9 protein-coding genes and 1 pseudogene are annotated in these 13935 nt (G+C 56.3%); 4 read left to right on the top strand and 6 right to left on the bottom strand.

Annotated elements, in window-relative coordinates; genetic code table 11:
- Nucleotides 1-80 precede the first annotated feature (80 nt).
- Complete coding sequence (locus tag IM271_RS09410) at nt 81-839, bottom strand: SDR family NAD(P)-dependent oxidoreductase (RefSeq protein ID WP_193052530.1); 759 nt, start codon at nt 837-839, stop codon at nt 81-83.
- Between the two features lie 119 nt (nt 840-958).
- Between IM271_RS09410 and IM271_RS09405 the strand changes: the two genes are divergently transcribed.
- The 3 genes and pseudogenes from IM271_RS09405 to IM271_RS09395 all read left to right on the top strand — a co-directional run bounded on the left by IM271_RS09405 (nt 959) and on the right by IM271_RS09395 (nt 4520).
- Nucleotides 959-1858, top strand: coding sequence for a LysR family transcriptional regulator (locus IM271_RS09405; protein WP_028014747.1), 900 nt, complete (start codon nt 959-961; stop codon nt 1856-1858).
- A 51-nt stretch (nt 1859-1909) separates the two neighbouring features.
- Nucleotides 1910-2936 (top strand): annotated as a pseudogene (gene yhjD, locus IM271_RS09400) (inner membrane protein YhjD).
- Between the two features lie 261 nt (nt 2937-3197).
- Nucleotides 3198-4520 (top strand): MFS transporter, encoded by a 1323-nt coding sequence (locus tag IM271_RS09395; RefSeq protein WP_028014749.1) that lies wholly within the window; start codon nt 3198-3200, stop codon nt 4518-4520.
- Nucleotides 4521-4570: 50 nt separating this feature from the next.
- Here the strand turns inward: IM271_RS09395 and IM271_RS09390 are convergent, their stop codons facing one another.
- Together IM271_RS09390 and pdeH are read right to left on the bottom strand one after the other, a co-directional pair.
- The gene (locus IM271_RS09390; RefSeq protein ID WP_193052493.1) at nt 4571-6613 is read right to left on the bottom strand and encodes an AsmA family protein; all 2043 of its coding nucleotides are present in this window, start codon (nt 6611-6613) and stop codon (nt 4571-4573) included.
- Between the two features lie 65 nt (nt 6614-6678).
- A complete protein-coding gene (gene pdeH, locus IM271_RS09385) occupies nt 6679-7452 on the bottom strand; it encodes a cyclic-guanylate-specific phosphodiesterase (RefSeq protein ID WP_041911854.1) in 774 nt (257 codons plus the stop codon).
- Nucleotides 7453-7681: 229 nt separating this feature from the next.
- Between pdeH and IM271_RS09380 the strand changes: the two genes are divergently transcribed.
- Nucleotides 7682-8611, top strand: coding sequence for a sugar kinase (locus IM271_RS09380; protein WP_045259405.1), 930 nt, complete (start codon nt 7682-7684; stop codon nt 8609-8611).
- Between the two features lie 47 nt (nt 8612-8658).
- Here the strand turns inward: IM271_RS09380 and IM271_RS09375 are convergent, their stop codons facing one another.
- The 3 genes from IM271_RS09375 to hmsP all read right to left on the bottom strand — a co-directional run bounded on the left by IM271_RS09375 (nt 8659) and on the right by hmsP (nt 13831).
- Nucleotides 8659-10152 carry a pitrilysin family protein gene (locus tag IM271_RS09375; RefSeq protein ID WP_193052492.1) on the bottom strand — a complete coding sequence of 498 codons (1494 nt, stop codon included), beginning with the start codon at nt 10150-10152 and terminating at the stop codon, nt 8659-8661.
- A gap of 226 nt (nt 10153-10378) precedes the next feature.
- On the bottom strand, nt 10379-11665 hold the full coding sequence (locus IM271_RS09370; RefSeq protein WP_028014754.1) for a dicarboxylate/amino acid:cation symporter: 1287 nt from the start codon (nt 11663-11665) through the stop codon (nt 10379-10381).
- Between the two features lie 159 nt (nt 11666-11824).
- Entirely contained in the window at nt 11825-13831 is a 2007-nt protein-coding gene (gene hmsP / locus IM271_RS09365; protein WP_028014755.1) for a biofilm formation regulator HmsP, read from the bottom strand.
- Between the last annotated feature and the right edge of the window lie 104 nt (nt 13832-13935).

Here is a 13935-nt window from a genome sequence, read left to right as displayed (position 1 = left end):
TGGTTTTTATATTTACCCGCATTTTGACACATCCATATTAAGGATTTCCTTAAGGGGTTCCCTCCCCTTAACATCAGACATCACAGGAACATACCGCCTGACACTTCAATACGTTGCGCGTTCATCCAGCCAAGCTTATCGCTAAGCAGCGCCGCAATGGCATTCCCGATATCGTCCGGCAAACCTACCCGCCCCAGCGCCGTCTGCGACGCCAGCATCTGGTTAAGCTGCGCGTTGTCGCGCACGCGCCCACCGCCAAAGTCGGTTTCGATCGCGCCTGGTGCGATAATATTGACGGAGATACCGCGCGCTCCAAGCTCCTTCGCCTGATAGCGGGTGAGCACTTCCATCGCCCCTTTCATGGCCGCGTAGGTTCCTGAGCCTGGCTGGGTGAAGCGGGCCAGTCCGCTGGAGACATTGAGGATCCTCCCCCCGTCGTTAAGCAGAGGCAGCAGGCGCTGCGTCAGGAAGAAAGGCCCTTTGAAGTGAATGTTCAGCGCCTCATCAAACTGGGCTTCCGTCGTTTCGGTATAGGGTGCGTATAAACCCGTTCCGGCATTGTTCAATAAATAATCAAATGTTTTGCGCTGCCAGACGCTCTTCAGGATCTCCTGAAGCTGTTGAGCAAAATTTTCGAAACTGGCGATATCCCCAACATTGAGCTTTAATGCTGCCGCCTTGACGCCTTTTTCCTGAATTTCGCGCACAACTTCCAGCGCTTCCTGCTGGCTACGATTGTAGGTCAGGATAATTCCCGTGCCGTCAGCAGCCAGCTTTAACGCAGCGTTTTTACCTAAGCCGCGGCTACCACCCGTCACTAATGCGATACGTTCAGTCATCATAAACCTCGTTTTGGCTGTTATGGAGATTGAGAAAGAGCTTATTAGGTGATAGAAGATCAATAAAGATGGGTAATAACGCTTCACTGTTTCAGTGCAAACAACAATGAGCTTCATCTATGGATAAAATTCACGCAATGCAATTGTTTGTTCGCGTCGCGGAACTGGAGAGTTTTTCCCGCGCGGCAGAGACATTAACGCTGCCGAAAGGCAGCGTTTCCCGACAAATTCAGGCACTGGAAAACCGGCTTGGCACCCAGCTACTGCACCGTACCACGCGCCGCGTCAGCCTGACGCAGGACGGCATGGTCTATTACGAACGGGCAAAAGATCTGCTGGCGAACCTGGATGAGCTGGACGGTATGTTTCAGCATGATCCCTCCAGCATCAGCGGGAGGCTGCGCGTGGATATGCCCGTTGGCGTTGCTCGAAATGTCGTCATCCCCAAACTGCCTGCGTTTTTACAGCAGTATCCGGGTATCGAACTGGAGCTCAGCAGCAGCGATCGTCTGGTGGATGTGGTCCGGGAAGGGTTTGATTGCGTCGTCCGCGTGGGTTCCCTGAAGGACTCAGGGCTGATAGCCCGTCCGCTGGGCAAGCTGTCGGTGATCAACTGCGCCAGCCCGGATTATCTGGCGCGTTTTGGCTACCCTGACACGCTGGACGATTTAGGCTCGCACGCCGTGATTCATTATGCCGCGATGCTGGGAAGCCGCCCTCAGGGCTTTGAATTTTATAACGGCAGCACGACGCAGTGGATAAAAACGGGCGGGGTGCTAACCGTCAACAGCACGGAAACTTACCAGGCCGCCTGCCTTGCCGGGCTGGGGATCATTCAGGCCCCGCGCGTTGGGGTGCGCGACCTGCTGCGCGCAAAGAAACTGATTGAGATCCTCCCGCAGTATCGCGCGGAACCGATGCCTGTCTCCCTGATTTACCCCCACCGGCGCAATCTCTCTCGCCGGGTTCACCTGTTTATGGAGTGGCTAACCGAACTCACAAAAGCTTACGTGGACTAGTCGCAAGCTATAATTCAATAACATCCAGCCAAACGAAAAAGGAAAAGACGCGTGACGCCGGAAAATAACCCGCAACGACCCACCCAACATTTAGATTATGAACCCATCAAGAAGATGGAAACCGAGCCGGAAGAGGCTAAAGCCCCTGGTACCGCCAGCAAGGCGCTGGGCACCGTCACCAGCCTGGCGGAGAGAATTCAGCAGTTTCCCATGGTTGCGCATCTTATACGTGCGACCGAGCGCTTTAATGACCGCATGGGGAACCAGTTCGGTGCCGCGATCACCTATTTTTCGTTCCTGTCGATGATCCCCATCCTGATGGTGTCGTTTGCTGCGGCCGGTTTTGTACTCGCGTCGCATCCAACGCTGCTGCAGGATATTTTCAATAAGATCCTGAATAACGTCAGTGACCCAACCCTCGCCACCACGCTAAAAAGCACGATTAACACCGCCGTTCAGCAGCGCACCACCGTCGGGATCGTCGGTTTGCTCATCGCCCTTTACTCCGGCGTTAACTGGATGGGCAACCTCCGCGAAGCTATTCGCGCCCAGTCGCGCGAGGTGTGGGAGCGTAAACCGCAGGATCAGGAGAAAATTTGGGTTAAATATTTCCGCGACTTTGTTTCGCTGATTGGCCTGCTTATCGCGCTCGTCGTCACGCTCTCCATTACCTCCGTGGCGGGCTCCGCGCAGCAGATGATTATTTCTGCGCTCTATCTTGATTACATCGAATGGCTGAAGCCCGCCTGGCGCGGCATCGGACTGGCGATTTCTATCTTCGCCAACTACCTGCTGTTCTTCTGGATTTTCTGGCGCTTGCCTCGGCATCGTCCGCGTAAGAAGGCGCTGCTCCGCGGCACATTGATTGCGGCGATCGGCTTTGAAGTGATTAAAATCGTGATGACCTACACGCTGCCGTCACTGGTGAAATCCCCGTCCGGCGCGGCATTTGGCTCGGTGCTGGGGCTGATGGCGTTTCTACTACTTCTTCGCGCGTTTAACCCTGTTCTGCGCGGCGTGGATTGCCACCGCCGAGTACAAAGGCGACACGCGAATGCCCGGAAAAACACACCGTTAATTCCGCTCTCGGGCTGATATTTCAGCCCGACTCATCATTTCAGCATATAAATCCAGTCCGTAACTTTTATTTAACCGAAAACCAGTTTTATCCACCAATATTTAAAAAACGTGAAGCATTTCATGGAAGCATTTTGGCTGGCCTGAACATTATCCGCTTTTTGTTGATTTTATAATCAGGAAGCGACTTTGTTACAGATTGAAATGTCGCTTTTGCTGTGCGTAATATGGCCTTTCGTTCGACAAAAAATAAGAAAATATTATGCAATCAACAGCCACAACACTCGACTCTGGTGCGGAAAACGTCCCGGTAAACTCGCGCAATAAAGTTGTCGTCGCATCGCTGATTGGCACCGCCATTGAGTTCTTCGACTTTTACATTTACGCCACCGCAGCGGTCATCGTTTTCCCGCATATTTTCTTCCCGCAGGGAGACCCGACGGCGGCGACGCTACAGTCTCTGGCGACCTTTGCTATCGCGTTTGTGGCGCGTCCGATTGGCTCCGCGCTGTTTGGACACTTCGGCGATCGTATTGGGCGTAAAGTCACCCTGGTGGCCTCGCTGCTGACAATGGGCATCTCCACCGTGGCGATCGGCCTGCTGCCGACCTACGAAACCATCGGCATTCTGGCGCCGGTCCTGCTGGCGCTGGCGCGTTTTGGTCAGGGTCTGGGGCTGGGCGGTGAATGGGGTGGCGCGGCGCTGCTGGCGACCGAGAACGCCCCGCCGCGTAAACGTGCGCTGTACGGTTCATTCCCGCAGCTTGGCGCGCCGATTGGCTTCTTCTTTGCCAACGGGACCTTCCTGCTGCTCTCCTGGCTGCTGACGGACGAACAGTTCATGAGCTGGGGCTGGCGTATTCCGTTTGTCTTCTCGGCCGTGCTGGTGCTGATTGGCCTGTATGTGCGTGTTTCCCTGCATGAGACACCGGTGTTCGCAAAAGTAGCCGCGGCGAAAAAACAGGTAAAAGTGCCGCTGGGCACCCTGCTGACCAAACACGTGCGCGTGACCGTGCTGGGCACGTTTATCATGCTGGCGACCTACACGCTGTTCTACATCATGACGGTGTACTCCATGACCTACAGTACCGCCGCCGCACCGGTTGGGCTGGGCCTGCCGCGTAACGAAGTGCTGTGGATGCTGATGATGGCGGTGATTGGGTTTGGCGTGATGGTACCGATTGCCGGCCTGCTGGCGGATAAGTTTGGTCGTCGTGCGAGCATGATTACGATCACCACGCTGATCATTCTGTTTGCTCTGTTCGTCTTCCCGCCGCTGCTGAGTTCAGGTAGCCCGGCGCTGGTGATGGCGTACCTGCTGATTGGCCTGAGCCTGATGGGGCTGACCTTCGGCCCGATGGGCGCGCTGCTGCCGGAGCTGTTCCCGACGGAGGTGCGTTATACCGGCGCGTCGTTCTCCTATAACGTCTCGTCTATTCTGGGTGCGTCCGTGGCACCGTATATCGCCACCTGGCTGCAGGCAAATTATGGTCTGTTCTACGTGGGCGTTTATCTGGCGGCCATGGCGGCGCTGACGTTGATTGCGCTGCTGCTGACGCATGAGACTAAGCATCAGGCGCTGTAAGCTAATGCCGGGTGGCGGCTACGCCTTACCCGGCAATAACAAACCGCACCTTACTTCTTCATCTGCGACAAAATCGTCCGGCATTGATTCGCCTCGCCTTCTGACGGCGAAATCAACGCCAGCAGCGCGGCGGCCGGGGTGACCAACGTCGCGAGGGCTGCGGCCACCGCGCCACGCGCAATCAGCGGCCCGGGCTTGACGCCCGCCTGCGGATTTTTGAAGGTCCCACGCACGTAAAGCGGCGAGCGCAGGGTAATAATACGAATCCCCTTACTTTCCGGATCGATGGTCAAATCCAGCTGTTCGGAGGCCATGCTGGCGGTACCGGTCACGTTAATCACCGCGTTTTCCGTGTCGAAGGCAAAAATCTGCGGACGCGCCACGCCATTAACCAGATCCACATTCGCCGCCGCGCAGTTCACCCGCACCTCGTCATCGCCAAAGATTTGCCCGATGATAAAGTTACCAACGTTCAGCCCCAGGATCTCCATCAGGTTGCGGCTGACCAGACCGTCGTTCATTAGCAGTTTCAGGTTACCGTTGCCGCTGCCCAGCAGCGCCGCCACGGAATTCCCCACCCCGCGAATGTCCGCATCGCCGTTCATTTCACCGAGGGTTTTCTGCATCAGCTCCACGTTCGGCATCAGCTCTTTCAGCTTCAATCGACGCGCTTGGATCTCCGCCCGCCCCTGCATCGGCTTTTTGTCGCCTTCCAGGTGAATGTTGGAGGAAATCGTCCCGCCCGCCATGCCAAACTTCAGCGGCTGCAGGCGCAGGTCGGCATTTTTCAGGATGATATGCGTCGAGAGATCGCTCAGCGGCAGCGTGCTGCCATGCTCAATCTTGCGTCCTTTGAAGCGCACATCTGCGTCCATCACGTCCCACTTATCGGTTTCAAAGCGATCGTAAGGCAGCACTTTTCCCGCAGGCTGAACGTCCTTCTTAACCTCTTTTGACTTTGTCCCTTTGCCCGAATCCACGCCTATCAGCGGGCCAAGATCGGCCAGACGCAGCTGGCGGGATTCGACATCTCCTTCGAGTTTTGGCCGTGGTTTTCCGGTGGTGTAGGTCAGCGTGCCGTGAATATCGCTGTCGCCGATGCGGCCGTTGAAATCCCGGTAGTCAAAAACGGACGATTTTTCGGTATTAATTTTGGCAACCAAATGCCCGTCCGTTTCGAACGGCGGGGTATCCGGCAGCAGTACGCCGGTCAGTTCATACAGTTCGCCAAGCGAGTCACCGGCGAACTTGAGCTGCAGGTCGACGCCCCCCATATTCATCGGGTCGTTGACCGTCCCCACAAACGCCACGCGCGTATTCCCCGAGCGGAAATCCGCCTGCACCGGGAATGGCGTGCCTTCGCTCCGGAGCGCCAGCATGCCGCCGATTTTCCCTTTCCCGTTAAGCGGCTGACCGTTGTAGCGCCCTTTTGCCGTCAGGCCGAAGACATAATCACCCGCTTTGGCGCTATCGCCTTTCGCTTTATTGCCCGTGACTTCGCTAAACGGCAGCGGTTTACCCAGCGGATCGACCAGGATCTCCACGTCTGCCTTGCTGACCTTATCGTCGATGGCGATCCGCCCACGATCGAAAAGAATATTGTCCAGACGGAATGACCACGAAGAGGGCTGGGCATTCGGATCTTTTTCGCCGTCGCTGGCAAGGTTAAACGTCCAGTTATTGTTTTTTTCAGAGAGGCGGATCAGGCGCGCATCGGGCTGCTGGAGCTTGATCCACGGTAGATAGACGGTTTTGGTCAGGAGCGCTAGCGGCGCCAGCGTGGCTTCCACGCGCGGCAGATGCACCATGGTCACTTCGGGGATATCCGGCGGGTTGCCGAGAATAATGTCGTCGGCGTGGACGTGCGGCCAGGGGATCCAGCTTCGCCAGCCGGTCTCCTCTTTCTGACGCTCCCATACCACACCCAGATCGCCACGAATGGCGAAGGGACGGTTCAGCTCAGTTGAGACTTTCTGGTTGATGGTCGGCTTAAGGCGGTTCCAGTCAAACGTCGCGATAATGATGACGACGATCGCGATCAACAACAAGAAAATCCCTGTAATCCAGGAAATGATCCTGGTTGTTTTTGTCATTGTTATCCCCTTTCCTGATGACCTGTCCTGTAAAACTATAGTCCAGACAAAGGGAAACGGGGTTATCAGAGGGTCGTTCTGGCGCTTTCGAGGAGATCCATCGGCACGGGGCGAGAGAGGAAATAGCCTTGCGCCGCCGCTGCGGGAGAGTTTTGCACATCACGCCACTCTTCCAGCGTTTCCACGCCTTCAACGATCACCCCCTGGCAATAGCGATTCATCAGCTGCAATAACAGCGTAAACAGATTCCGCCCTTCCGGGGTCTGGCGCAGCATGATGAACAGATCGCGCGCCACCTTGATGTAGTCATAGCGCACTTCGCTGAGGGCCGAGAAGTTCGCCATACCGGTGCCAAAGTCATCCAGCCACAGCGGGCCAAATTCACACATTGACGCAAACGAGGAATCCTGCGGCAGGCGCACGTGCTCCACCAGCTCAAAGCGCAGCCACGGCAGGGTGGCGATCAGCTCCTGCAGCTTCGCGTTCTGACGCAGCGCCAGCAGAGTTGGGCCATCCACGTTCACCGAGGCGAGGATCGTATGCTGCTCGAAAAAGGCCTGTTTCGTCGCCAGCATACGGAGCTGCTCTTCCAGCACGTCCAGACGCTGGCGAACGGCAACTTCGGCAAAATAGCGATCCGGCGCGATGCGCTGAGTAGGGTTTGAGGGATGCGTAACGACGGTCAAAATCTCAATTGCCATCAGCCGACCGTCCGTTCGATAGATAGGCTGCCAGGTGTACGCGCGCTCACATTGCAGCCAGTAGCGATGCTCCTGCAAGTTCTCAATGCTTGCCTCAGGCGTAGTGCTCAGCCGCTGGATAACCTGCTCTGACTTCATTTCAGATGTCCTGTTGTTGGGATAGCCTTTCTGGACTCGTCACAGGATTATCGGCGCGATAATTGAGAACTTTATGTTCAATTCACCGTGGAAATGAAATTAAGATGACAGAAATTTGCCGGAACACGCGCTGGCTCAAATAAAATAATGGAACACCGTTTTAATATAGTTGACCATCTAATTCACTCGGCGCACACTGCTGAAAATTCTTCTGTTCAGGTTCACGACTATGTCCAAAAAAATTGCCGTGATTGGCGAATGCATGATTGAGCTGTCACAAAAAGGCGCGGAAGTCAGCCGCGGATTTGGTGGCGATACGTTAAACACCTCGGTTTACATTGCCCGTCAGGTTGCGCCTGAGGCACTCACCGTGAACTACGTCACCGCCCTCGGCACGGACAGCTTCAGCCAGCAGATGCTGGAAGCCTGGCAGAGTGAACATGTTGACACCTCGCTTATACAGCGTATGGAAAACCGCCTGCCTGGGCTTTACTACATCGAAACTGACAGCACCGGCGAACGCACGTTTTATTACTGGCGTAACGAAGCCGCGGCCAAATTCTGGCTGGAGAGCGATGCCGCCGCGGCCATCTGCGAAGAGCTGGCGACGTTTGACTATCTCTATCTGAGCGGCATTAGCCTGGCGATTTTAAGCCCGACCAGCCGCGAAAAGCTGCTCTCGCTGCTGCGCGAATGCCGCGCCAACGGCGGGAAGGTGATTTTTGATAACAACTACCGCCCGCGCCTGTGGGCCAGCCGCGAAGAGACGCAGCAGGTTTATAAGCAGATGCTGCAGTGCACGGACATCGCCTTCCTGACGCTCGATGATGAAGACGCCCTGTGGGGTGAAAAGCCGGTTGAGGACGTGATTGCACGTACGCACGCAGCAGGCGTGAGCGAAGTGGTGATTAAGCGCGGCGCGGAGTCGTGCCTGGTCGCGATTGCGGGTGAAGCGGTGGTTGAGGTCCCTGCGGTGAAGCTGGCCAAAGAGAAAGTGATTGATACCACCGCGGCGGGGGATTCCTTCAGCGCGGGCTACCTGGCGGTACGCCTGACGGGGGGAACGCCGGAAGCGGCGGCACAGCGTGGGCACCTGACGGCCAGCACCGTGATTCAGTATCGCGGGGCGATTATTCCGCGCGAGGCGATGCCTGTTTAGTTTCCCCTAACCCTCTCCCCAAACGGGAGAGGGTCAGCGTGAGGGGGTTACTGCCCCTGCGGAATATCCGTCGCGTCCTGGTGTAGATCATCAGCCGTTGCAGCCTGCGCCGGCTGCGACGCGGTGGCCATAATGGAATCCCAGGTCTTCTGAAGCTCCTTCATGTCATATTCCGGCTCGCCTTTCGGCTGCAGAAGGATCAACGCCATATCCTGCGACAGCTGCTGACGTAAATCCTGATTCAGCATATTCACAGTCAGACCGTTCAGGAAGTCCTGACGCAGCTTCTGGTACTGCTCAGGCGCAATGTCGACAACCTGATTCTGCAGGGAGCGAATCCGCTGGCTGATCAGAATGTCGGTATCGGCGCGAGCGTAGGTGGCAAAAAGCTTCTGCAGCTCCAGTTTTTTCTGGGCCAGCAGCGCGTTGAACTCCTCTTCAGAGAGCCCCTCTTTACGTACTTTTTCCAGCTCTTTCGCCACCACACCCAGGTTCGCATTCAGTTTATCGCCCGGCGATTCAACGTTAATGGCACATTGCGCACGCTGGAACAGCACGCGGCAGTCAAAGCCAAGGCCAATGTTCTTCACGTTGTTTTTGCTGAGCGTCTGCTGAACGTGCCAGAACAACGCTTCACGCGCCAGATCGGCACGCCAGTAGCGCAGCAGCGCCGCAGACTCGCGAATAGGCTGCCAGGCGTTATCCCACATCACGGAGAGCCTGTCCTGGCGCACGGTGTCCGTCATAATGCTGACAGGCTCGGCGCGCAGCGGAGAGAGCGTCGGGACAGGGGCTGGCGTTTCGCGTTTGCCCTTCAGATCGCCAAACGCTTTGTTGATCTGCTCAACCACCGCGCGGCTATCCACATTGCCGACGACGATCAGCGTCATCGCGTCCGGGGTGTACCATTTCTGGTAGAACGATTTTACCTGTTCGACGTCCACCGGCTGCTTCAGCGGCTCTGCCGGATCGTGCCCCAGCAACGTTGAGCCTTTCAGACGGTAACGCCACCAGCCCTCTTTGGTATCCGCAGGCCAGGTCGCCACCATGTCGCCGTTGCTCAACGCATAGTTCACGGTGTCCGGCGTAACCGCCAGGTTGCCAGAGGCATCGGAGAGATAGGTAAGGGCTTCTTTAAGCAGGTCGTTACGGTTATTTGGCAGGCTCAGGTTAAACATGGTGTAGTCATAGGAGACCACAGCCGGAGGAAGGGGGCGTTTCGGATCGATGGCCTGTTGCCACAGCGAACGCACCTGTACTGCCTGCAAGCTGCCGCTCTGCGTGAGCGCCAGACGGGGAATAAAATGGCTAAAACCGGTTTGCTGAGTGCTTTCCGTAAGGGAGCCGGTATTTACGGACAGACGGATTTCAATACGATCGCTGGGACGCTGTGGAGTAGATAACACCTGCCACTGAAAACCGTTCGCTAACGTGCCTTGTTGCCAGGCCGGGTCTGGCTGGAGCGCATCTGCCTGCACATAACTGGCTGCTGCCATCATCAGCAAACCGCCGGTTAAGAGTCGAATTTTTGTGCCCTGCATGTGAACCCCTGATCAACATTCCTGGTTAAAAAGAGTGTCTCGCGACGCGCTGCACTCTAAAAGATGACGATGAAAACACGTCGATTAGACCGCGCGTTCGGCAAAACGTCACGGTCCGAAGTGAAATATACCCAAAAAAAATCTTGTCGAATTATGACAGGTATGAACAGTTATTATGCGCAGGAGCCCGCATCCCGACAAGGGAATGCGGGCAATTGTGACAAGATTAGGAGGTTAAACCAGGATTTTTGCTATCAGACGCGCGATTATTCAGCGTATCGTTGAGCTTCTTGTGATCCAGCTCTTTCACCCATTTCGCGACCACCACCGTGGCCACGCCATTACCCACCAGGTTGGTAAGAGCACGCGCCTCAGACATAAAGCGGTCAATACCAAGAATCAGTGCCAGACCCGCCACCGGCAGATGCCCCACCGCAGAAATGGTGGCCGCCAGCACGATAAAGCCGCTGCCCGTCACGCCCGCCGCCCCTTTAGACGACAGCAAGAGCACCACCAGCAGGGTGATTTGATGGAAAATATCCATATGGCTGTTGGTCGCCTGGGCGATAAACACGGCCGCCATCGTCAGGTATATCGAGGTACCGTCAAGGTTGAAGGAGTACCCCGTCGGGATCACCAGGCCGACCACCGATTTACGGCACCCGAGCTTTTCCATCTTGTCGAGCATACGCGGCAGCGCCGATTCTGAAGAGGAGGTCCCCAGAACAATCAGCAGCTCTTCACGGATGTAGCGGATGAATTTGAAAATGCTGAAGCCTGTCGCACGGGCGATGGAGCCCAGCACCACCACCACGAAAAGAATACAGGTGATGTAGAAGCAGATGATCAGCTGACCCAGCTGCACCAGCGTGCCAACGCCATACTTGCCGATGGTGAAGGCCATCGCACCGAAGGCACCGATCGGCGCCAGGCGCATGATCATATTGATGATGCCAAAGATGACCTGCGAGAAGCTTTCAATCACGTTGAAGATAAGCTGGCCTTTGCTGCCCAGACGGTGCAGGGCGAAGCCAAACATCACGGCAAACAGCAGCACCTGCAGAATGTTTCCGCTGGCGAAGGCGCCGATGACGCTGCCAGGGATGACGTCCAGCAGGAAGGCGACCACGCCCTGATCCTTCGCCTGTTCGGCATAGACCGCAACCGCTTTGGCATCCAGCGTAGAGGGATCAACGTTCATACCCGCGCCAGGCTGTACCACGTTGACGATGACCAGACCAATAATCAGCGCAAGGGTACTGACCACTTCAAAGTAGAGAAGCGCCACTGCACCGGTACGGCCCACCGCCTTCATGCTTTCCATGCCAGCGATGCCCGTTACCACCGTACAGAAGATCACCGGGGCGATGACCATTTTAATGAGCTTAACGAACGCGTCGCCAAGCGGTTTCATTTGCGCGCCCAGCTCCGGGTAATAGTGACCCAGCAGAATACCGATGGCGATGGCTGTCAGGACCTGGAAATAAAGACTTTTGAAGAGTGAGGTTTTCATAGGGTGTCCTTGGGAAGAAAAACCACAGGCTTTGTAAGGTTATGGTTAACCTGCGGCTCTAAAATAACACCCGTATAACAGGACAGAAATAAACCCGGTTCAAATTTGAAACACAAATGTTAAGAACTTTGAACTGGCTCGCACAAGCCAGCAACAAAATTACACTTTTGCGTTATGGTCAGCGCCAGAAAGGTATCGCTGCTCGAAGACATCCGGCGGCACTGCGGGGGCAAAAAGGTAGCCCTGGCCGCTCTCGACGCCCGCCTCTGCCAGCCAGACGCGTTGCGCTTCGGTTTCAATCCCCTCGGCAATAAGGTGCACCTTGAGGCTGCGCGCCATCTGGACGATGGCCTGCACCATGCTGCTGTCCTCCGGCAGCCCGTCGACAAACGATTTATCGATTTTGAGCACGTCCACCGGCAGGGCTTTCATGTGCTGAAGCTGGCGCAGCCCGGCGTACCCCATACCAAAATCGTCCAGCGCGATGCGAATGCCGGCATTGCGCAGCGGCTTCAGGATGGCCACCGCGTCGTTAGGATCGTCAATGCGCCGGCTCTCCGTCACTTCCAGCGTCAGCGTATCAGGCTTTATCCGGTAGCGGTGGATCAGCTCCAGCATCTCGGAGACCATCGTCGGATGCATAAGCTGCAGGGCAGACAAGTTGACCGACAGCGGCAGCGTTACGCCGCGCTCCTGCCAGGCGGCAAGCTGGCGGCAGGACTCCTCCAGTACCCAATAGCCAACGGTGACCATCAGGCCGCAGGATTCGATGCGCTCAATCAGCCCCTCCGGCAGCTCCCAGGAGCCATCCGGCTGCTGCAGGCGGAGCAGCGCCTCGGCGCTTTTCACTTCCCCCGTCTGTAAATTCACCTGCGGCTGTAGCCAGAGGGCGAACTGACGGTTATCCAGCGCGGTCAGGATATCGCTCTCTTCCGTCAGGCGCTGCTGCGCCTTTTCCATCTGCTCCGGGTCGAAGAACTGGATCTGATTTTTCCCTTTGCGCCGGGCGGTAAACGCCGCCGAGAACGCGCGGCGGTACAGCTGCTCCGCCGTTAAATCACCGTAGTACATGGCGATACCGATACTGGCGCTCGGACGAAGCTGGATGCCCTGCACGGGCAGCCGCTCATTTATGACAGTGAGTACTTGCTGACCTAATGTGATGGCGTGCCACGGCTCTTTCACGCCGTTGGCAATCACCACCAGGTCGTAACCGCTGACCTGGGTCAGCACCATGCGCGGGGCAAGGACAGACTTCACCTTTTCCACCAGCGTCAGCAGCAGCATTTCACGCTGGCTCTCCTTGAGCACGCCCGCCGTGTCCTGCAGGGTTTCACAGGCAATCACCATCAGCGCCGTGGTTTGCTGCCGCGCAACGGTCTGCTCCAGCATTGCCATCAGAAACGCTTTATTAGGTAGCTCCGACACCGGGAAGCGCGTGGCGCTGTTGTTTAGCTCATCCTGATGACGCTGGATGCGCTGCTGGTTGAGGTTGTAGCTGCGCACCAGCATACCGATCTCATCGTCCTGGTGCAGACGCGGCAGCTCAAGCTGGTGCCCCAGTTGATCCTGCGGCGAAAGCCCATTCAGCTCGCGGGCGATACGGCGCAGCGGGTGAACAATGAGGCGGTTTATACACCACGTCAGCGCTACGCTGATGATCAGGGTCATAAGTAAGCAAGTGGTCACTAACGTAACCACCCAACTCATGACGAATTTATACATCCGGTACGAGTCCGCCTGCAGAACCAGGTAGGCCAGTGGCTGCGGATTGGCAGGACGTTCCAGCGAATAGAGAGGCAGAGAAATTTGCACCGGCAGTTCAAACAGGCGCATCACCATCATCGGGACGGGACGCTCCGGGATAAAACTCATCCGCAACGCCTGGAACTGGTTGGGTAAGACGACATCGGCGCGGCTAACGACGCCGGCAGGCTGAATGCGCTTTAAGATGGTTTCCGCTTCGGGAATGTCCCCTTTCAGGATCGAGGCGGAGAGCGGGCCGCGCACCGAGCGGGCGATACTTTCTAACTGCGAAGCCGTGTTATAGCGATTCTGCTGTACGGAATGAAACAGCAAAATTACGCAGAAGAGCAGTACAAACAGCATAGTGACGGCAGAGACCATCGCCATTTGTTTGATCGTTAAGGAACGGCTGACACGCAAAATGACTCTCCACAAAACTCGAAGCGCAGGGCGCGCCAGGGTGTAAACCTGGCGCGCCTGAGTATACCCGATTGCCGCGCTATTAAGAGAGACTTACAAATGGA

Origin of the sequence: Enterobacter cloacae complex sp. I3, from assembly GCF_014896175.1 — a bacterium.
GTDB lineage: Bacteria > Pseudomonadota > Gammaproteobacteria > Enterobacterales > Enterobacteriaceae > Enterobacter > Enterobacter bugandensis.
This window is presented reverse-complemented; position numbering and strand designations above follow the sequence as displayed.